The organism is Actinokineospora xionganensis, assembly GCF_014323725.1.
Classification (GTDB): Bacteria; Actinomycetota; Actinomycetes; order Mycobacteriales; family Pseudonocardiaceae; genus Actinokineospora; species Actinokineospora xionganensis.
Genome location: NZ_JABVED010000003.1, coordinates 215,428 through 235,631 on the forward strand (window position 1 = coordinate 215,428; position 20,204 = coordinate 235,631).

The 20,204-nt window shown below is 69.4% G+C and carries 16 protein-coding genes; 8 read left to right on the plus strand and 8 right to left on the minus strand.

Translation table 11 applies throughout. The features are described from left to right. Positions 1–29: 29 nt before the first annotated feature. The 3 genes from GPZ80_RS07325 to GPZ80_RS07335 all read right to left on the minus strand — a co-directional run bounded on the left by GPZ80_RS07325 (position 30) and on the right by GPZ80_RS07335 (position 2,743). The gene (locus tag GPZ80_RS07325; RefSeq protein ID WP_187219376.1) at positions 30–1,271 is read right to left on the minus strand and encodes an MFS transporter; all 1,242 of its coding nucleotides are present in this window, start codon (positions 1,269–1,271) and stop codon (positions 30–32) included. A gap of 390 nt (positions 1,272–1,661) precedes the next feature. Further along, the gene (locus GPZ80_RS07330; protein WP_091380091.1) at positions 1,662–2,336 is read right to left on the minus strand and encodes a Crp/Fnr family transcriptional regulator; all 675 of its coding nucleotides are present in this window, start codon (positions 2,334–2,336) and stop codon (positions 1,662–1,664) included. A 155-nt stretch (positions 2,337–2,491) separates the two neighbouring features. Next, a complete protein-coding gene (locus GPZ80_RS07335) occupies positions 2,492–2,743 on the minus strand; it encodes a hypothetical protein (RefSeq protein WP_091380583.1) in 252 nt (83 codons plus the stop codon). A gap of 188 nt (positions 2,744–2,931) precedes the next feature. Between GPZ80_RS07335 and nth the strand changes: the two genes are divergently transcribed. From nth to GPZ80_RS07355, 4 genes are read left to right on the plus strand one after another with little or no spacing between them, the layout of a single operon-like run. Further along, on the plus strand, positions 2,932–3,648 hold the full coding sequence (nth, locus tag GPZ80_RS07340) for an endonuclease III (RefSeq protein WP_187219773.1): 717 nt from the start codon (positions 2,932–2,934) through the stop codon (positions 3,646–3,648). Next, a complete protein-coding gene (locus GPZ80_RS07345; protein WP_187219378.1) occupies positions 3,645–4,235 on the plus strand; it encodes a TlpA family protein disulfide reductase in 591 nt (196 codons plus the stop codon). Before nth ends, GPZ80_RS07345 begins: the two co-directional genes overlap by 4 nt. After that, entirely contained in the window at positions 4,232–4,921 is a 690-nt protein-coding gene (locus GPZ80_RS07350; RefSeq protein WP_187219380.1) for an NUDIX hydrolase, read from the plus strand. Before GPZ80_RS07345 ends, GPZ80_RS07350 begins: the two co-directional genes overlap by 4 nt. A gap of 3 nt (positions 4,922–4,924) precedes the next feature. Next, complete coding sequence (locus GPZ80_RS07355; protein WP_187219381.1) at positions 4,925–6,109, plus strand: MarP family serine protease; 1,185 nt, start codon at positions 4,925–4,927, stop codon at positions 6,107–6,109. Positions 6,110–6,116: 7 nt separating this feature from the next. On the opposite strand, the gene GPZ80_RS07360 is transcribed toward GPZ80_RS07355, so the two are convergent. From GPZ80_RS07360 to nhaA, 3 genes are read right to left on the minus strand one after another with little or no spacing between them, the layout of a single operon-like run. After that, positions 6,117–7,052, minus strand: a complete 936-nt coding sequence (locus GPZ80_RS07360; protein WP_187219382.1) for an alpha/beta fold hydrolase — start codon at positions 7,050–7,052, stop codon at positions 6,117–6,119. A gap of 23 nt (positions 7,053–7,075) precedes the next feature. Then, complete coding sequence (locus tag GPZ80_RS07365) at positions 7,076–7,591, minus strand: phage holin family protein (RefSeq protein WP_187219383.1); 516 nt, start codon at positions 7,589–7,591, stop codon at positions 7,076–7,078. A gap of 48 nt (positions 7,592–7,639) precedes the next feature. Then, the gene (gene nhaA / locus GPZ80_RS07370) at positions 7,640–8,839 is read right to left on the minus strand and encodes a Na+/H+ antiporter NhaA (protein ID WP_187219384.1); all 1,200 of its coding nucleotides are present in this window, start codon (positions 8,837–8,839) and stop codon (positions 7,640–7,642) included. 143 nt (positions 8,840–8,982) lie between these two features. Here nhaA and GPZ80_RS07375 point away from each other — a divergent pair, with 143 nt between their 5' ends. After that, on the plus strand, positions 8,983–9,717 hold the full coding sequence (locus GPZ80_RS07375) for a lysophospholipid acyltransferase family protein (RefSeq protein WP_376771653.1): 735 nt from the start codon (positions 8,983–8,985) through the stop codon (positions 9,715–9,717). 160 nt (positions 9,718–9,877) lie between these two features. Here GPZ80_RS07375 and GPZ80_RS07380 read toward each other — a convergent pair whose 3' ends face one another. Together GPZ80_RS07380 and acs are read right to left on the minus strand one after the other, a co-directional pair. Further along, positions 9,878–10,597, minus strand: coding sequence for a VIT1/CCC1 transporter family protein (locus GPZ80_RS07380; protein ID WP_187219385.1), 720 nt, complete (start codon positions 10,595–10,597; stop codon positions 9,878–9,880). A gap of 100 nt (positions 10,598–10,697) precedes the next feature. Beyond that, the gene (acs, locus tag GPZ80_RS07385) at positions 10,698–12,677 is read right to left on the minus strand and encodes an acetate--CoA ligase (RefSeq protein WP_187219386.1); all 1,980 of its coding nucleotides are present in this window, start codon (positions 12,675–12,677) and stop codon (positions 10,698–10,700) included. A gap of 142 nt (positions 12,678–12,819) precedes the next feature. Between acs and GPZ80_RS07390 the strand changes: the two genes are divergently transcribed. From GPZ80_RS07390 to GPZ80_RS07400, 3 genes are all read left to right on the plus strand, one after another. After that, positions 12,820–13,548, plus strand: coding sequence for a Fic family protein (locus tag GPZ80_RS07390; RefSeq protein WP_187219387.1), 729 nt, complete (start codon positions 12,820–12,822; stop codon positions 13,546–13,548). Between the two features lie 94 nt (positions 13,549–13,642). Next, a complete protein-coding gene (locus GPZ80_RS07395; protein ID WP_187219388.1) occupies positions 13,643–16,876 on the plus strand; it encodes a discoidin domain-containing protein in 3,234 nt (1,077 codons plus the stop codon). A gap of 172 nt (positions 16,877–17,048) precedes the next feature. After that, complete coding sequence (locus GPZ80_RS07400; protein WP_187219389.1) at positions 17,049–20,192, plus strand: galactose oxidase family protein; 3,144 nt, start codon at positions 17,049–17,051, stop codon at positions 20,190–20,192. Positions 20,193–20,204 lie beyond the last annotated feature (12 nt).

Sequence of the window (20,204 nt, forward strand, 5' to 3'; positions counted from 1 at the left end):
GACATGGGCGAAAAGTTGTCCACAGGTGGCTACACGAGGGCGGGTTCCATGGTCTTGACCTGGGCGTTCACGTCCACGACGGTGTTCCGTCGGGCGTACACGATGGCCGTGAAGAGCAGCCCGACCACGCTGGCGCCGAGGTATGCCGACGCCAGACCGACGTGCTCGACGAGGTAGCCGCTCACTGACTGGCCAAGCGCCAACCCGAGCGTCACCGCCGTGATCACCCAGCCGAACGCCTCCGTGACCGTGCCCTTGGGCGCGACCAGTTCGAGCGCCGCCGAGTGGGCGGTGGCCTGCGGGGTGACGAGCATGCCCGCCAGCAGCAGAGCCGCGCCAAGCCAGATCAGCGACGTCGGTATCGCGAGGAACGCCACGAGCACGGCGAACCCGCCGAGGAGCACCGGCAGCCGCAGCGACATCGCCCGAGGCCAGGGGCTCATTCCGTAGAGCACGCCGAAGATCACCGAGCTGATCGACCACAGACCGAGCAGGAACCCACCCGCGGGCGGGTTGCCCGCGGCCGTCGCGGCGGCCGGGACGGCGACTTCGATGAAGCCGATGGTCGCGCCGAAGCCCATCGCGGCCAGGGCCACCGTGCGCATGCCGGGGGAGGCCAGCGCGCCGAGCATCCCGTGGTCCACGCGGTCGACCTTGTTGGGCCGGAAGTGGCGCACGGTCGGCATCAGCGCGAACGACGTGCCGCCGACGATCATGCAGGCGGCACCCGCGACCACGCCGGTCCCCGCCCACGGTGCCGCGAGCAGCACGCCGGCCAGCGCCGGGCCCAGGATGAAGAAGACCTCCATGCTGATCGCCTCGTAGGCGAACGCGGCGTTGCGGGCGGGGCCTGGGGGAAGCAGCCGGGTCCAGTTCGCCCGGGACGCCGAGCCGATCATCGGCTCAGTGGTTCCCACGGCGAAACCGAGGATGACCAGCAGGATCGTCGGCGCGTGCGCCTCGACCGCCAGGATGGCCAAGGTGGTGAACACCGCGAACACGGCTGAGGCGACCAGCAGCGGCCGCGAGGGGCCGACCCGGTCCATGATCCGGCCCTGGGTCACCGACCCGACGGCCACACCGATCAGTGAGCCCGCCGAGACGAGGCCGGCGATGGCGAACGATCCGGTGGAGCGCTGGACGTAAAGCAGCAGCGAAAGGCCCATCATCGCGATCGGCAGCCTGCCGACCAGGGCCGACAGCACCGGACCGCGCGCACCTGGGGTCGTCAGGGCCGTGCGGTAGTCGGCGAAACCGGCAGAGTGGGACATGCGTACCAGTATGCCGCACTCTGGTACGGCCGTACCAGTAAATATTGGGTGGTTTAAGACACCAGATTTGGTGGTAGGTCTCGGTTGGATAACGGTAGAGGGTGTTCCGTGCGAACTCGCGCAACGAAACCCGGCTGTCGGAGTCCTTGAGGGTGATACCTCTTGAGCTCAGCGCCAGTGATTTGCGATGGTTTGTATGTAGCGCGTTACACCCAACTGGCGGAGCGCGATACGCCAACTGAACACCACGAATTCCCTCCGGCACACGGGTTCGGGGCCTAGCCCGGAGGGCGGGGAGCGTGGACCGTCGGGGGATGGTTCGCGCACTTGCGAGAGGTCGGTGCGCCGCGTCGGGGGCGGCGCCCGACCTCTCGCCTCTTTATGCGTTTGTCAGCGAGCCCGGCGAGCGAGCCGCTCGGGGTCGAGTATCAGCACGCTCTTGCCTTCGAGCCGCAGCCAGCCGCGGTGCGCGAAGTCGGCGAGCGCCTTGTTGACGGTCTCGCGGGAGGCGCCGACGTACTGGGCGATCTCCTCCTGCGTGAGATCGTGCGTGACCCGCAGCAGCCCGGCTTCCTGGCTGCCGAAACGCTGTGCGAGCTGCAGCAGCGCCTTGGCGACGCGACCGGGCACATCCGTGAAGATGAGGTCGGCCAGCATGCCGTTGGTGCGCCGCAGCCGCCGGGCGATCACGCGAAGCAGCTGCTCGGCGATCTCCGGTCGGGTGCCGATCCACTGGCGAAGCGCCGGCCGGTCCATCGTCACCGCGCGCACTTCGGTGACCGTGGTCGCCGTAGACGTGCGCGGGCCCGGGTCGAAAATCGACAGCTCGCCGAACATGTCGGACGGTCCGAAGATTCCGAGCAGGTTCTCGCGGCCGTCCGGAGACTTCCGCCCGAGCTTCACCTTGCCGGACTGGATGATGTACAGCCGGTCGCCGGGCTCGCCTTCGGCGAAGATCACGTGTCCCCGGGGGAACTCCACGGCTTCGAGCGTCTGTGCGAGCGCTTCCGCCGCGGCCGGCTCGACCCCTTGGAAGATGCCCGCACGGGCCAGGGTCTCATCCACCTCGGTCCTCCTGTATCCACCTCGGCCGCCGCATCGATGCGACGCCGATCACGCTTACAGTGTAGGGCGTTCGCCAGGTTTGCCCTGACGGCTCGCCGTAAGCGCGGGTCGCGCGTTCGGCGGGCAATGATCGCCCAGTTGGATGACCCTAGCGCCTATGCCCCGCCCTTGCGACCGCGCAGCTTCGCGGCGCGTCCACCGACCCTACGCAGCCGGAACAGCTCCAGCGCGCGTCCGATGCCGTGGCCGTAGAGAGCGCGGACCTCGTCGGGCCGGGCGGACTCCAGGAACTCCTCGACATCGGTCTCTTGGACCGCGACATGGCGAAGACGGGTTTCCACGCGTTCCATGAACAGCGCGAAAAACATGATCACCAGGGGCACTACGAACACGAACCAGACTGCCATGGTGTCGTCGATCCTCGTCTGTCGTTGAAGATTCTCGATGGTCTGATGCGTAGACGTCTGGGGCACATTTCGGGTTGTCCGACGGCCCGTAGGCTAACGAGGTGCCTCCGACCACCCGACGCCCGCCCCGTGCTGCCGCCGCCGCGGAGGCGGAATCCAGTCTCTCCCTGACCCGCCGCGCCCGCCGGATGACCCGCGCCCTGGCCGAGGGCTATCCGGACGCCCACTGCGAGCTGGACTTCACCACCCCGCTGGAGCTGGCGGTGGCGACGATCCTGTCCGCGCAGTGCACCGACGTGCGGGTCAACCTGACGACTCCCGCCCTCTTCGCGAAGTACCGCTCGGCCGCCGATTACGCCGGCGCCGACCGCGCTGAGCTGGAGGAGATGATCCGCCCGACCGGTTTCTACCGGAACAAGGCGAACTCGCTGATGGGTCTCGGCGCCGCCCTCGTGGAGGGCTTCGGCGGCGAGGTTCCCAAGCGGCTCGAGGACCTGGTGAAGCTCCCGGGCATCGGTCGGAAGACCGCCAATGTGATCCTCGGCAACGCCTTCGACGTGCCCGGGATCACGGTCGACACCCATTTCGGCAGGCTGGTGCGCCGCTGGAAATGGACCGAGGAGGAAGACCCGGTCAAGGTCGAGCACGCGATCGGCGCGCTGGTCCCGCGCAAAGACTGGACCATGCTGTCGCACTGGGTGATCTTCCACGGCCGCCGTGTCTGCCACGCGCGCAAGCCCGCGTGCGGCGCCTGCCTGCTGTTTCGCGACTGCCCGTCCTACGGCGCGGGACCGACGGAGCCGGAGCAGGCGGCGAAGCTGGTCAAGGGCGTCGAGGCCGAGCACCTGATCGCCCTGGCCGAGCGCACCCGCGACGGCTACCGCCCCGGGAAGCCGAGCGAGTGAAGTCGCGCTGGGTGTTGGTCGCGGTGATCCTCCTGGTCGCCGGGGTCGTCGCGGTTTGGCCGCGCGGGGACGCACCCCGGCCCCCGGCCCCAGGTCCAGACCTGACCTCGGCGCGGGCCGAAGCGGCGCTCATGCCCTGCCCGACCGCCGCGGGCGGCCCGGAATCGGTGCGCGGGATCACAGCGGAATGCCTGGCCGACGGGGCGCGGGTCGAGGTCGCGGGGGTGCTCGCGGGACGTCCCGTGCTGCTCAACGTCTGGGCCACGTGGTGTCAGCCGTGCCGCGAGGAACTCCCGGTCCTTGCCGAGTACGCGACGGGCACGGACGCTATCGCCGTTGTCGGCCTCGCGATCAAGAGTCCTACCGGTGACGCTCTAGGCCTCCTTCGAGACCTCAACGTCAAGTTCCCCAACCTGTTGGACACAGACGGCTCCGTGGAGCGCGCCCTGAAAATCCCGGCGGCGCTCCCCGCGAGCTACCTGATCTCCGCGGACGGGACCGTGACGTTCATCTCCGACCCGCGGCTGCTGCGGTCGGTCGACGACGTGCGCGGTGCCGTCGCCCGCTATCTCGGAGGCGCCCGATGACCCACGGACCGCTGGTCGACCCGGCCGAGCTGCCGGACTGGCTCGCCCCGCTGGTCGCCGCCACCGCCGACCTCGACGCGGACATGTGGCGGCGGTTCTCGCCGCCGGACGACACCGCCCGCGACGCCGCCGTGCTGATCCTGCTGGGCGAAGACCCCGAGCGTGGTCCTGACGTGCTCTTACAGCTCCGCGCGACCGGTGACGACAAGCACTCCGGCCAGGTCGCCTTCCCCGGCGGCAAGACCGAGCCCGAGGACGACGGCCCGGTGGCCACCGCGCTGCGCGAGGCCATCGAGGAGACCGGCGTCGACCCGTCCGGGGTGCGGCCGGTCGCACTGCTGCCGTCGCTGCACATTCCGGTGTCGCGATTCCATGTCACGCCGGTGGTCGGCTACTGGGAGAAGCCGAGCCGGGTGTGGGCGGTGGATCCGGCGGAGACGCAGGCTGTGGCCCGGGTGCCGATCTCGCACCTGGCCGATCCGGCGAACCGGTTCATGGTGAAGCACCCGTCGGGGTACATGGGGCCGGGTTTCGCGGTGCCGGACATGCTGGTGTGGGGTTTCACGGCTGGTCTTCTCACGCTTTTGCTCGCGGTGGGCGGCTGGGAACAGCCATGGGATGCCACGGATGTCCGAGACCTTGACGTAGCGTGGCGCTCCACCGGTAACCGAGGCGCGGAGGTCTGAGGCTTGAACTGGGTGGACGTGCTGGTCGTCGCACTCGCCGTGCTCGCGGCGATCTCAGGCGCCCGCCAGGGGGTGATCACCGCGCTGCCCGCGTTCATCGGGGTTCTCCTCGGCGCGGTCGCGGGCATCAAGCTCGCGCCGCTCGTGGTCTCCCGGATCGATTCGACGCCGACCAGGGTCGCGTTCGCGGTGGCGATCTTCGTGCTGCTCGTCGCGCTCGGCGAGACCTTCGGCGTGTGGATCGGCCGCACCATCCGGCAGAAGTTCTCCTCACCCCGGCTCGCGGGTGTCGACAGCGCGCTCGGGGCGGTGGTCCAGGGTGCCGTCGTGTTCGTGGTGTCGTGGCTGATCGCGCTGCCGCTGACGACCGTGGGCGGGCTTCCGGGGCTGGCGTCGGCGATCAAGGACTCGGCGGTGCTCGGCGGCGTCAACGAGGTCATGCCGCAGGCCGCGCGCGGCCTGCCCAACGAGCTTCGGCAGCTGCTCGACGTGTCGGGGTTCCCGGCCGCGGTCGACCCGTTCAACCGGACGCCGAACAAGGAAGTCGAGCCGCCGGACCCGGCGCTGCAGGCCAGCGCTGTCGTCCAGCGGGTGCGGCCGAGCGTTCTCAAGATCAATGCCAAGGCGCCCTCGTGCGAGCGGGCACTTGAGGGAAGCGGGTTCGTGATCGCGCGCGAGCGGGTCATGACCAACGCGCACGTGGTCGCGGGCACTGACGAGGTCAGCGTGGAGTCGGGCGAGTCGCAGCTGCGGGCGCGGGTCGTGCTCTACGACCCGGCGACCGACGTGGCGATCCTCGCTGTGCCCGGGCTGACCGCGCCGCCGCTGCCGTTCGCTCCTGGTGACGCGAAGAGCGGGCAGGACGCGATCGTGCTCGGATACCCGCTCGACGGCCCGTACACCGCTTCCCCCGCGCGCGTGCGCGACCGGATCCCGCTTCGCGGACCGGACATCTACGACTCGGCGACGGTCAACCGCGACGTGTTCACCCTGCGTGCGAAGGTGCTCAGCGGAAACTCGGGCGGCCCGCTTGTCGACACCAACGGCCAGGTAATCGGCGTGATCTTCGGCGCGGCCGTGGACAACTCCGAGACCGGTTTCGCGCTGACCGCCGCCGAGGTCCGCGAAGAAGTCGGCCGCGCCCCCGGCCTCACGGAACGAGTCGGCACCAGCCGCTGCGCCTCCTGACTCGCGGTTATTGGAGGAAGGTGGTGAGCAGTTTGTTGGTGGCGGCGGGAGCTTCCTCGTGCGGGAAGTGGCCGATTCCGGGCAGGACGTGCTTCTCGGCGCGCGCGCCGAGCCAGCGGGTGGAGGCGTCGCGGGTCCGGGCGAGCACGCAGGGGTCTTCGGCGCCGTAGAGCTGCAGGACCGGGTGTTCGATCTTGCGCTGCATGGCCTCGACGTAGCGCCTGCCCTCGCTGCGCAGCTGCGACCGCATCGCCCACCGGTAGTACTCCAGTGAGCAGTGCGCCGCGCCGGGGACGAGCATGGCCCGCTGGTACTGGTCGACGGCGGCCGAGAAGTCGCGGTGTCCGGTCCACATCGGACCTGACCAGGCCTTCATCAGCGTTGCCACGGTGGCCGCGTTGTCGCGGGTGAGCCAGCGTTCCGGCGCCATCGGGACCTGCGCGCGGAACACGTGTCCCACCGCGCGGGCCTGGTTGTGCCGCTGCCCGCGCAGCGCGGTGCGGCGGATCTCCGTGCGCAGGGCCAGCGGGTGCGGCGCCGACAGCGTGGCGACCGAGTGCACCACGCGTGGGTGCAGGGCGGCGACGGTCCAGGCGACCATTCCGCCCCAGCCGTGCCCGACGAGGTGCGCGCGGCTCTCGCCGAGGGACTTGACCAGGCCGGCGATGTCGCCCGCCAGCGTCCACGCGTCGTACCCGCGCGGTGGTTTGTCGGAATCGCCATAGCCGCGCAGGTCGACCGCGACAGCCCGGTAGCCGGCGTCGCCCAGGGCGGTCAGCTGGTGGCGCCAAGTCCACCAGAACTGGGCGAACCCGTGCAGGAGCAGGACCAGCGGACCTTCACCGGTCTCGGCGACGTGCAGCCGGATGCCGTTGGCGTGGATGTCGCGGTGCGACCACGGTCCGTCGACTCGGACGATCGAGGGGGCCGGCCGGGATCGCACGGCGCTGCTCAGCGGTCGGCCGTTCAGCGGCGGGCGGGCACGTGCCCGTTGCCGCTGTGCTCACCTCGGTGGGTGAGCGCCGCGGCGGTGTCCTTCATCGAGCTGATCGTCCGCTGCGGGGCCCGAATCGCGCGAACCTTGCGATAGCCGAGGAAGCCGAACACGCCCGCGAGCGTCAGCATCACGACGAACACGATGCCGAACGCGATCGAGCGGAGCAGTCCGAGGTCGGCCAGGAGTTCGGCGAGCGCGAAGAACAGGAAGAACGAGCTGTAAAGCAGGATCGTCAGGGCGACGATGAAGAAGATGCTGCCCTTGAGACCCTTCTTGATCTCACCGGTGACCTCGGACTTCGCCAGCTCGACCTCGGCGCGCACGAGCGTCGAGAGGTGTGTGGTGGCGTCCTTGACCAGGTTGCCTATCGACTGGTCGCCCGCTTCGGCGAAGGCCCGGTCGTCGGCAAGGGGGATCGAGGGCACCTTGGGCAGCCCCGAACCATTGCGGTCTCCGTTTGCGTGCGCGCTGCTCACGAGCGTCATCGTGCCATGCTCGGTGGAACCAGGCCGACCGGCCGGTAAATCCGGGCCTTATTCGGCTTGGTGGGCGCGACTGCGGCGGGCCAATAGTGCCGCCGCGAACAAAGACGCCGCCGCCGAGGCGACCAGCACCGCGGCTTTGGCGAGTTCGGCGTCGGCCTTGCCCAGGGAAAGCTCCGCTATCAGCAGGCTGACGGTGAACCCGACTCCGCCCAACATCGCCACCGCGCTGATGTCACGCCAGCCGAGACCGGGCGGCAGCACCGCGAGCTTCGTCCACACCGCCAGCAGCGACGCCCCGACGATCCCGACGAACTTGCCGACGATGAGGCCGATGATCACCGCGAGGGCCATCCGGTCGGTGTAGAGCTTGCCCAACGCCTCGCCGTTGACCGGCACACCCGCGGCGAAGAGAGCGAACGCGGGCACCGCGAACCCCGCCGACCACGGCTGCAGCCGGTGTTCGAGCCGCAGGCACGGCGACTCCTTCTCGAACTTGTCGCGCCGGACCCGGGTCAGCAGGCCCATCGCCACGCCGGCCACGGTCGCGTGGACACCGCTGGAGTGCACCGCGACCCAGATGGCGACCGCGAGCGGCACGTAGATCGCGTACGCGGTGACTCGCTTGTGCTGCAGGAACCAGTACAACGCGAGAAGCGCCAAGGCGATGCCGAACGCGACGAGGTCGAACGACGCGGTGAACAGCAGGGCGATGATCAGGATGGCGCCGAGGTCGTCCACCACGGCCAGGCTGAGCAGGAAGATTCGGGCGCTGCTCGGCAACCCTGACCCGGTCAGCGCCAGCACGCCGAGTGCGAAGGCGATGTCGGTGGCGACGGGGATGGGCCAGACATCGCCTGCCCGAGGGTCTCCCCAAGCGACCGATAGCGCTATCACTGCGGGGATGACCATTCCGCCGATAGCGGCTAGAGCGGGCAAGAGCGCTGCCTTGAACCGCGACAGCTCGCCGATCACCAACTCGCGCTTGAGCTCCAAGCCCACGACGAAGAAGAAGAGAGCGAGCAGTCCGTCTTTCGCCCACGCCCCGACGGTGAGGTTCAAGTGGAGGAAGTGCGGCCCGATCTCGGTGTCGCGGATAGCCGTGTAGATGCCGGAAGCGGGAGTGTTCGCGAGGATCAAGGCGACCGCGGTGGCCGCGAGGAGCACCAGTCCACCGACGGTCTCGGTTCGAAGAAACCTTGCGAACTCGGCTACGGCCTTGGGCGCGGCGCTACGACGTCGCTGTGACACGGGTTACTCCTTGGTCGACGGACACCTCCGGCTCACGCCGACCAGGCTTCCCGGCACACCATAGACAACCCTATAGGACGATCATGACCAGCGAAAACGCTGACACCGCCCCCTCCTCCGGGCCGTTAGGCGATGATGCGCGGGTGCGCACTGACTCGAACAGACACATCGGCGTGTTCCGGGCGATCAAGCTGATGTTCCTGCTGCCCCGGCGGGGCCGCGGCTTCTGGTACAGCCTGGCGATCGACCTGCTGTGGCCGCTTCTGGCGATCAGCGCCCGACTGCGCTTCCGCGGCGACCTGCCCAAGGAGGGTGGTGTGCTGCTCGCGTCCAATCACCTCTCCAACGCCGACCCGGTGACGGTGACCGCGTTCGCGCTCCATGCCGGCCGCATCCCGCGCTTCCTGGCCAAGTCGAGCCTGTGGAAGGTGCCGGTGATCGGCAGTGTCGTTCGCGGCGGCGGTCATATACCGGTCGAGCGGGAGACAGCGCAGGCCCGTGGCGCCTACCACGGCGCGGTCGAAGCGGTCCGCCGCGGCGAGTGCGTGCTGTTCTTCCCTGAGGCGGGCTTCTCCGACGACGTCGACCACTGGCCGTCCACGCGCGTGAAGAACGGTGTCGCGCGTGTCGCACTGGAGACCGGTGCGCCCGTGGTGCCGGTGGTCAACTGGGGCACCCACGCGTTGCTTCCCGCGAAAGCGAGGTTTCCCAAGCTGTTCCCGCGCAAGACAATCGACATCGTGACGGGTGACCCGGTCGACCTCTCGGACCTCACGGGCACCGACCGTGCGGCTCTCAACGAGGCGACACGGCGGATCATGGCCGCGATCACCGACCTGCTCGCGGAACTCCGGAACGAAAGTCCGCCGGTCCGCTAGGCCCTGCCCTGCGAGTTCGGCACGCGCTATCCGCGCCCGGGCGGCCCCTGGCCGCACCGGCGCGAAGCCCAAGTACAACCCGGCACGAGCGGCTTCACGCCGGCGCGCCCAGGAACCCCCCGGATCACGAATCCCGCGCACCGGACTCACAGGACAGGACCTAGAGGACCGTCACCCCGAACAGGACGCCGATCCAGTAGGTCACCGCCATCGCCAGGCAGCCGACCCCGACGTTCCTGATCACCGCCGCCTTCGCCTTGGCGCCGCCGAGTCGGGCACTCACCGCCCCGGTGATCACCAAGCCGACCACGACGGCGGCCGCGCATGCCCACACCCGCATGGTCACAGGCGGCAGCGCGATCGCCAGCAGTGGCAGCAGCGACCCGATGGCGAAGGACACCAGCGACGCCCAGGCCGCCTGCCACGGGCTGGTCAGGTTGTCCGGGTCGATCTGCAATTCGGCTTCCGCGTGCGCGCGCAGGGCGTCTTTCTCAGTCAATTCCCGGGCGACTTCGGCGGCCAGTTTCGGCGATAGTCCTTTTTCGACATAGATGCCCGCGAGTTCCCGTTCCTCGGCTTCGGGCATGTCGGCCAGTTCGCGCTTTTCCTTGAGCAGCAGGGCCCGCTCGGTGTCCCGTTGCGTGCTCACCGACACATATTCGCCGCCCGCCATCGAAAGGGAGCCCGCGACCAGGCCCGCGACGCCTGCGATGAGGATCGCGCGGTTGTCCGTTGTCGCGCCCGCGACGCCGACGACCAGGCCAGCGGTGGAGATGATCCCGTCGTTGGCGCCCAGCACGCCCGCTCGCAGCCAGTTGAGCCGCTCGCCCACACCGCCCGCGTGCGGTTCGGCCGGATGTGGTCCCGGCCGCGCTTCCATTTGTGTCACACCTCAATGAAAGCACGGCCGGGAATCATTCGGGTAACAGAGGACGGCCTTGATATGAATAGGCAATCCTCATTTAAGTAAGGCTTGCCTTTCAGTCCTCCGACGGTTTGTTGCTCAGTCCCTCGGTGATCAGGTTCATCACGGCGCTGTCGGCGAGAGTCGTGGTGTCGCCGATTTCCCGGTTCTCCGCGATGTCGCGCAGCAGCCGTCGCATGATCTTGCCGCTGCGGGTCTTCGGCAGCTCGGTGACGACCAGGATCTGCCGCGGCTTCGCGATCGGGCCGATCTCCTTCGCGACGTGGTCACGCAACTCGCTGACCGCCGCCTCCGGAGTGCCCTCCGGCCGGTTGCGCAGGATGACGAACGCGACGATGCCCTGGCCCGTGGTCGCGTCGGTGGCGCCGACGACGGCGGCCTCCGCGACGGTCGGGTGCGACACCAGCGCCGACTCGACCTCGGTGGTGGAGATGCGGTGGCCGGACACATTCATGACGTCGTCGATGCGCCCGAGCAGCCAGATGTCGCCGTCGGCGTCGTACTTGGCGCCGTCGCCCGCGAAGTAGAAGCCCTCGTCGGCGAACCGGGACCAGTAGGTCTCACGGAAGCGCTCCTCGTCGCCCCAGATGCCGCGCAGCATCGACGGCCACGGCTGGGTCAGCACGAGGTACCCGCCGCCACCGGCCCGCACCTGCTTGCCTGCCTCGTCGACGATCGCCGCGGTGATCCCCGGCAGCGGACGCTGCGCGCTGCCTGGCTTGGCTTCGGTGACCCCGGGCAGCGGGCTGATCATGATCGCGCCGGTCTCGGTCTGCCACCAGGTGTCGACGATCGGGATCCGGTCGCCGCCGATGTGCTTGCGGTACCAGATCCAGGCCTCCGGGTTGATCGGCTCGCCGACCGAGCCCAGCAGTCGCAGCGACGACAGGTCGTAGCCCGCGGGGATCTGCTCGCCCCACTTCATGAACGTCCGGATCAGCGTGGGCGCGGTGTAGTAGATCGTCACGCCGTGCTGCTGGATGATCTCGAAGTGCCTGCCCTCGTGCGGGGTGTTGGGCGTGCCTTCGTAGACCACCTGGGTCGCGCCGTTGGCGAGCGGCCCGTAGACGATGTAGGTGTGCCCGGTGATCCAGCCGATGTCGGCGGTGCACCAGTAGACGTCGGTCTCGGGCTTGAGGTCGAAGACCGCGTTGTGCGTGTACGCGGCCTGGGTCAGGTATCCGCCACTGGAGTGCAGGATGCCCTTGGGCTTCCCGGTCGTGCCCGAGGTGTAGAGGATGAACAGCGGGTGCTCGGCGTCGAAGGCCTCGGGGGTGTGCGTCTCGGGCTGCTTGTCGACGACGTCGTGCCACCACAGGTCGCGGCCCTCGGTCCACGGGATCTCGGCGCCGGTGCGCCGCACGACCAGGACGTGCTCGATGCTCGGCGTCTCGGCGGTGGCCTCGTCGGTCGACTCCTTCATCGGCGCGGGCTTGCCGCGGCGGTACTGCCCGTCGGAGGTGATCAGCAGCCGAGCCTGGGCGTCGTCGATGCGCGAGCGCAGCGCGGTGGGGGAGAACCCGCCGAAGACCACACTGTGCACGAGGCCGAGTCGCGCGCACGCGAGCATCGAGTAGATGGCCTCGGGCAGCATCGGCATCTGGATGGCCACGCGGTCACCCGCGTCGAGGCCCAGTTCGGCGAGCGCGTTGGCCGCCTTGCTCACGTTGCGCTGCAGGTCGGCGTAGGTGATCGTGACCGAGTCGCCCGGCTCGCCCACCCAGTTGATCGCCACCCGGTCGCCCAGGCCCGCCTCGACGTGCCGGTCGACGCAGTTGTAGGCGACGTTGAGCTGTCCGCCGACGAACCACTTCGCGAACGGCGCGTCATCCCAGTCGACGACCTTCGACCACTTGCTCGCCCAGGTCAGACGCTCGGCCTGCTTGGTCCAGAACGCGTCGCGGTCGGCGTCGGCGTCGGCGTACCACTGCGCCGAGGCGTTCGCCTGCGCCGCGAACTCGGCCGACGGCGGGAAGGCCCGGCTCTCCGTCGACAAGTTGTCCAACGCTGGACTCTGACCGGACTGCTCGGTCATGGGACCTGACCTCCTAGGTAGTTGCCTGACAAGGTCGAACCTATAGCGATCCGGGTCACCCCGACAGCCCTTGCGGATAAAGGTTTAGACCAATTTTCACCGTGTCGCGGGCCACCCCGGACTGCCGGGTACTGTCCGGTAGGTGACCGATCCCCTGGCCCCGCTGCTCGCCCTTCCCGGCGTCGAGGACGCCGTGCGCTCCGCGCGGGACTCGGTCGCCGAAGTGCACCGGCACCCGACCAACCGCCGCGGCTGGCCCGCCACGGCGGCCGAGGCCTCCGTGCGCGCGGCCCGCGCCTCGGCTGTCCTCGACGGCGGCGACCCGGAGATCCCCGAGATCGGCGATGTCAGCGATCCGATCCTCGCGGGCGCCCTGCGGGTCGCCGAGGCGCTCGGGCCGCTGCTGCCGACCTGGGAACGCGCTCCGCTTCAGGCGCTGGCGAAGCTGCACCTGCTCGCCGCCGCAGACCTCACCGACAGCGACTCGCTGGGCAGGCCCAAGCCCGGTGCCGCACCCCGCCTCGACCTGCTTGGCGGGCTGGTCGCGGGCGGGACGAAGGTGCCGGGACCCGTTCTCGCCGCCGTCGTGCACGGCGAACTGCTCACCCTCGCGCCCTTCGGCACCGCCGATGGCGTGATCGCCCGTGCCGCGGCTCGCTTGACGTCGATCGGCACCGGGATGGACCCGAAGGGCCTCTCGGTCCCCGAAGTGTCGTTCATGCGCCGTGAGGCCCGCTACCGCGTGGCCGCCGCGGGCTTCGCCACCGGTGAGCCGGAAGCGGTCGGGGCATGGATCATCTTCTGCTGCGAAGCCGTCGAGGCGGGTGCGCGCGAGGCGACGAGCATCGCGGACGCATCACTCGCCGAGTAACGTCTACATCGCTCGGTCGTACCAATTGCTGTGTTTCGACTCGCACTTGGGCTTTCTTCGGTAACGCGGGGAGCCTTTTTGCGAGGTCCTAGGCATGGGGTTCACTCGACTGGGGCTGATCGTTGCTGCCGGTGTAGTTGTCACGCCGTACGTCCTCTACCCAGGACTTGATGGCGGCGGCCACGGTGCGGACAGCACCGACCACCACATCGTCCCGGCCGCCGCGGCGATGGTGCCGGTCGCGCCCGCGCTCGCGCGCGACGGCTGGACCGTCAAAGCCACCAGCGAGCGCCCGGACGCGCGCGCGTCCAACGTGCTCGACGGTGATCCGTCGACCATCTGGCACAGCGCCGCGGACTCACAGCACTCGATCACCATCGACATGCGACGTACCCAGCGCGTGTCCGGCCTCGCCTACACCCCCCGGCCCGACGGCGGGAACGGTGCCATCGGCCGCTACGAGGTGCGGCTCAGCACCGACGGCGAGACCTGGTCGGACCCGGTCAGCAAGGGCGTCGCGCTCGACGACGCGTCGGTCAAGACCATGAGCTTCGCCGTGAGCGGCGCCCGGTTCGTGCGGCTGACGTCCCTGGCCGAGGCCGGTGACCGCGGCCCGTGGGCCAGCGCCGCCGAGCTCACGCTGTTCGGCGACCCGGGCGGACCGGTGCCGTCGACGCCGCTGGCCCGCGGCGATCGCACCACGACCGCCGGCGACAAGGCGATCACCCTCGACCTGAAGGCGCCGATGGTCGTCACCGGCCTGACCTACCGGCATCCCGGCGCGCGCGTGGGCGAATACCGGGTCTCGGTGTCGACCGATGGGAAGACCTTCGGCCCGGCCGTGGCCTCCGGCGTGTGGGAGGACGGCGACCGGGTCAAGGACACCGTCTTCGCCGGCCAGGTCACCGGCCGCTTCGTGCGCCTGAGCTCGGTCACCGGGTCGGTGTCGGAGAAGGCCGAGATCGATCTGGTCGGGCCGGTCCCCGGCGGTGCCGCGCCGCTGAGCCGATACGGCTGGACCGCGACCGCGTCCGATGAGGACACTGCGAATCCCGCGGCCAACATGGTCGACGGGCGCCAGGACACGGTGTGGCGAGGGCAGCGAGGACAGAGTTCCAAGCTCTCGTCGTTCACCGTCGACCTCAGGCGCGAACAGCCGGTGTCCTCGATCGCGCTCGCTCCCCGCAACCCAGGCGGCGTCGCGAACTACTCGGTCGCGGTCAGCACCGACGGCACGACCTTCGGCGCGCCCGTCGCGTCGGGCACCTGGTCTGACGACGGGCTGGTCAAGACGGCTGTGCTCAGGGGAACCCCGAACACCCGCTACGTTCGGGTGACCTCGACCGCGCAAGCCGTGGAGGGCGCGGAGTTCTACGCCTATGCGGCGATCGACCCGGCGAGCACCGCCCCGCTCGACCGCACCGGGTGGAGCGCCGTGGCCTCCGACGAGGAAACCGACCCGAGGTACGACGGCCGGGCCGCCCTCGCCATCGATGGCACGGACACGACGATGTGGCACTCGAAGTGGACCGGCGTGCCCGCGCCGCTGCCGCACTGGATCACCCTCGACATGAAGTCCGCCAAGACGGTCGTGGGCATCCGCGTGCAGCCGCGTGGCGACGGTCTCTCCGGCTGGAACGGCCGGATCGGGCAGTACCAGCTTCGGGTGAGCAACGACGGAGTCAACTTCGGCGACCCGGTCGCGGCGGGCACTTGGCCCGACACCTCCAACCCGCAGATGGCACTGCTCAACTCGGCGGTGTCGGCTCGCTATGTGCGTTTGACGGCCCTCACCGAGGCGGGCAACCGCGGCCCGTGGACGACCATCCCGGAGATCAACGTCCTGACCCCGGCGCCCCCGCCGGACAAGAGCAAGGCCGGTTCTTGGTCCGCGGTGAACGGCTACCCGCTGATCCCCGTCGCCACCGCCGTGCTGCCCAACAACAAGCTGTTGATGTGGTCGGCCTACCTGCCCGACAACTTCGGCGGGACGCACGGCTACACGCAGACCGCGATCCTCGACCTGACCACGGGCAACATCTCCAACCGCCGGGTCTCGAACACCGAACACGACATGTTCTGTCCCGGCACCTCGGTGCTGCTCGACGGTCGTGTCCTGGTGACCGGCGGCAGCGACGACAACAACGCCAGCATCTACAACCCGTTCACCGACACCTGGTCGCGGGCCGGAACGCTGAACGTCCGGCGCGGCTACCAGGGGCAGACGACGTTGTCGACGGGCGAGGCGTTCATCGTCGGCGGCTCGTGGAGCGGCGGCGAGGGTGGCAAGACCGCCGAGGTCTACTCACCCGGCCGCAACACCTGGCGCCTGCTCAGCGGTGTGCCCGCCGAACCGCTGATGACCGCGGACCGTCGAGGTGCGTACCGGGCCGACAACCACGGCTGGTTCTTCGCCGTCAGCGGCGGCCGGGTGTTCCATGCCGGGCCGAGCAAGCGAATGAACTGGATCGACACCAGCGGCAACGGGTCGATCACCGACGCCGGACCGCGAGGCGACAGCCCGGACGCGATGAACGGCAACGCGGTCATGTACGACATCGGGAAGATCCTGGCTGTCGGCGGCTCACCGCAGTACTCCGAGGGCGATGCCATCAACCGCGCGTACTCGGTCGACATCAGTTCGGGCACGAGCGCCACGGTCACCCGGGTCGGTGACCTGGCGATCCCGCGCACGTTCGCGAACAGCGTCGTCCTGCCGGACGGCAAGGTGGTTGTCGTCGGCGGCATGACCTACGGCGTCGGGTTCAGCGACCAGACCGCCACGTACATCCCCGAACTGTGGAACCCGGCCACCGGCCAGTTCACCAAGCTCGCTCCCATGGCGGTGCCGCGGACCTATCACAGCGTGGCCAACCTGCTGCCGGACGGAAGAGTCTTCAGCGGCGGTGGCGGTCTCTGCGGGAACTGCGCGGTCAACCACCAGGACGGCCAGATCCTCACCCCGCCGTACCTGCTGAACGCGGATGGGTCGCCGAAGCCGCGTCCGACGATCGTCGCCGCGCCCGGCGGCGCCACTCTCGGCGGGAAGTTCGCCATCACGACGGACAAGCCCGTCACGGCGTTCTCGTTGATGCGACTCAGCGCGATCACGCACTCGGTGGACAACGACCAGCGGCGCATCCCGCTCACACCGGTGTCGGTGGGCGGCAACTCCTACGAGGTGTCCGTGCCCGCCGATCCGGGCGTCGCGCTGCCGGGGTACTACATGCTCTTCGCGATGGACGCGAACGGTGTGCCCAGCGTGGCCAAGATGGTGAAGATCAGTGAGCCGTTCGTGGCCCGGGTGGGTTCGCGCGGGGTGGGCTGAGCCGAATTACCCGCTGAGTAGCACTCGCAGCTCGCGATCATCCTCGCCACTGTGTCCTAACTCGCAATTCCGTCCACTTTGGTAACACAGCGGGTCGTTTTTCGGTGTCTTAGCCATGGGGTTCACCCGACTGGGGCTATTCGTTGCTGTTGGCGTAGTTATCACGCCGTATGTGTTGTATCCGGGGCCGCAAGGCGGACACGACGGCGGGGGCGATCATCACATCGTCCCCACCGCCGCGTCGATGGTTCCGGCCGCGCCGCCGCTCGCGCGCGACGGCTGGACCGTCAAGGCGACCAGCGAGAAACCGGACGCGCGCGCGTCCAATGTGCTCGACGGCGATCCATCGACCAGCTGGCACAGCACTGAGGCTGCCGAGCACTCCATCACCATCGACATGCGGCACACACGCCGCGTGTCCGGCCTCGCGTACACCCCGCATGCTGACGGGGGCAACGGGACGATCGGCCGATACGAGGTCAGCCTCAGCACTGACGGTGAGGCCTGGACCAAGCCGGTCAGCGCGGGTGTCGCGGTGGACGACCCCACGGTCAAGACGATGAGCTTCGCCGTCGCGGGCGCCCGGTTCGTCCGCCTGCGGTCCCTGGACGGCCCATGGGCGGCGGCGGCCGAGCTCAGCGTGTTCGGCGACCCCGGCGCGCCGCTGCCGTCCATGCCGCTGGACCGGTCGGCCCGCACCGCCCGGACCACGCCGGACGCCATGACCGTCGACCTCAAGGCGCCCACGGCGCTCACCGGGCTCAGCCTGCGGCACGGCCGCGTGGGCGAGTACCGGATCTCGCTGTCCAACGACGGGAAGACGTTCGGGGCGCCGGTCGCCACCGGTGTCTGGGGCGAAGACGACAAGGTCAAGGACGCCGCGTTCGGCGCGACCGTGAACGCCCGCCACGTCCGGCTCACGGCTGTCACCGGCTCGTTGTCCGACGGCGCGGAGATCGATCTGACCGGTCCGGTCCCCGGCAACGCTCCGCCGCTCGCCCGGTTCGACTGGACCGCGACCGCGTCCGATGAGGACAGTGCGAGCCCCGCGACCAACCTGATCGACGGTCGCCAGGACACCGTGTGGCGCCCCCGGCCCGGCGGTTCCAAGCCCGCCACGTTCACCGTCGACCTCAGGCGTGAGCAGCCGGTCTCGTCAATCGTGCTCACCCCGCACGGGGGCGTCCGTGCCGCGGAGTACTCGGTGGCGGTCAGCACCGACGGCAAGACGTTCGGCGCGCCGGTCGCGACCGGCGCCTGGTCGGATGACGGCCTGCCGAAGACGGCGGTGCTGACCGGCGCGCCGAACGCCCGGTTCGTCCAGGTGACCTCGACCGCGCGGGCCATGGACGGAGCCGAGTTCTACGCCTACGGCGCCGCCGACCTGACGAGCACCGCTCCGCTCGACCGCACCGGCTGGACCGCCACCGCCTCCGATGAGGACACCGCGGGCGGCAAGGTCGCCGCGAACGCGATCGACGGCACCGACGCGACGATGTGGCACTCCAAGCAGACCGCGCCCGCCGCGCCCCTCCCACACTGGCTCACCCTCGACATGAAGTCGGCGCAGACTGTGTCGGGCGTTGCCGTGCGGCCCCGCGGTGATGGCCCCAGCGGTTACAACGGCCGTATCGGGCAGTACCAGATCAGGGTGAGCGACGACGGCGTCAACTTCGGCAACCCGGTCGCGAGCGGCACTTGGCCCGACACCTCCGCCCCGCAGACCGCGCTGCTGAACACGTCGGTCTCGGCTCGCTACGTCCGGATCACCGCTCTCACCGAGGCGGGCAACCGCGGTCCGTGGAGCTCGATCCCGGAGATCAACGTGCTGACTCCCGCAGCCCCGCGGGACGCGAGCGAGGTGGGCTCCTGGTCGGCGGTCAACGGCTACCCGATCATCCCGGTCGCCTCGGCGGTGCTCCCCAACAACAAACTGCTGATGTGGGCCGCCTTCGCGCCCAACGACTTCGGCGGGATGAACGGCTACACGCAGACCGCGATCCTCGACCTGACCACCGGCAAGGTCACTAACCGGCGGGTCGACAACACCGGGCACGACATGTTCTGCCCCGGCACGTCCGTGCTGGCCGACGGCCGTGTCCTGGTGACAGGCGGCAGTGACGACAAGAAATCCAGCGTCTACAACCCCTTCACCGACACCTGGTCGGCCACCGGCGAGCTGAATGTCCGGCGCGGCTATCAGGGGCAGACGACGTTGTCGACGGGCGAGGCGTTCATCGTCGGCGGCTCGTGGAGCGGCGGCGAGGGTGGCAAGACCGCCGAGGTCTACTCACCCGGCCGCAACACCTGGCGCCTGCTCAGCGGCGTCCCGGCCGAGCCGCTGGCCACCGCGGACAACAAGGGGCTGTTCCGTTCGGACAACCACGGCTGGTTCTTCGCGGTCAGCGGCGGCCGCGTCTTCCACGCGGGGCCGAGCAGACGGATGAACTGGATCAGCACCACGGGGAACGGGTCGATCACCGACGCCGGACCGCGCGGCGACAGCGAAGACGCGATGAACGGCAACGCCGTCATGTACGACATCGGCAAGATCCTCGCCGTCGGCGGCTCGCCGCAGTACTCCGATGTCTTCGCCTCTACCCGGGCCTACACGATCGACATCACCTCCGGCACGAGCGCGACGGTCAACCGGGTCGGCGACATGGCGTACCGGCGGATCTTCGCCAGCAGCGTCGTGCTGCCCGACGGCAAGGTGGCCGTCATCGGCGGCATGATCTACGGGCTCGGGTTCAGCGACCAGGACGCCGTGTACGTCCCCGAACTGTGGGATCCGGCGACCGGCCAGTTCACCAAGCTCGCCCCGATGGCGGTGGCCCGGACGTATCACAGCGTGGCCAACCTGCTGCCGGACGGACGGGTCTTCACCGGCGGCGGCGGCCTGTGCGGGGCGACCTGCGCGGTCAACCACTTCGACGGCCAGATCCTGACTCCGCCCTATCTGCTCAACCCGGACGGCACCCCGAAGCCGCGGCCCGCGATCGTCAACGCCCCCGCGGGCGCCACACTGGGCGGCAAGTTCGCGGTGTCCACCGACAAGCCGGTGGTCGCGTTCTCGTTGATGCGGTTCAGTTCGATCACCCACTCGGTGGACAACGACCAGCGACGCATCCCGCTCACACCGGTGTCACTTGGCGGCAACAGCTACCAGGTTTCCGTTCCCACTGACCCCGGTGTCGCGCTGCCGGGGTACTACATGCTCTTCGCGATGGACGCGAACGGAGTGCCCAGCGTGGCCAAGACAATCAAGATCAGTGAGCCGTTCGTGGCCCGGGTGGGATCACGCGGTCCCGGCTGAGCTTCCGCAGGC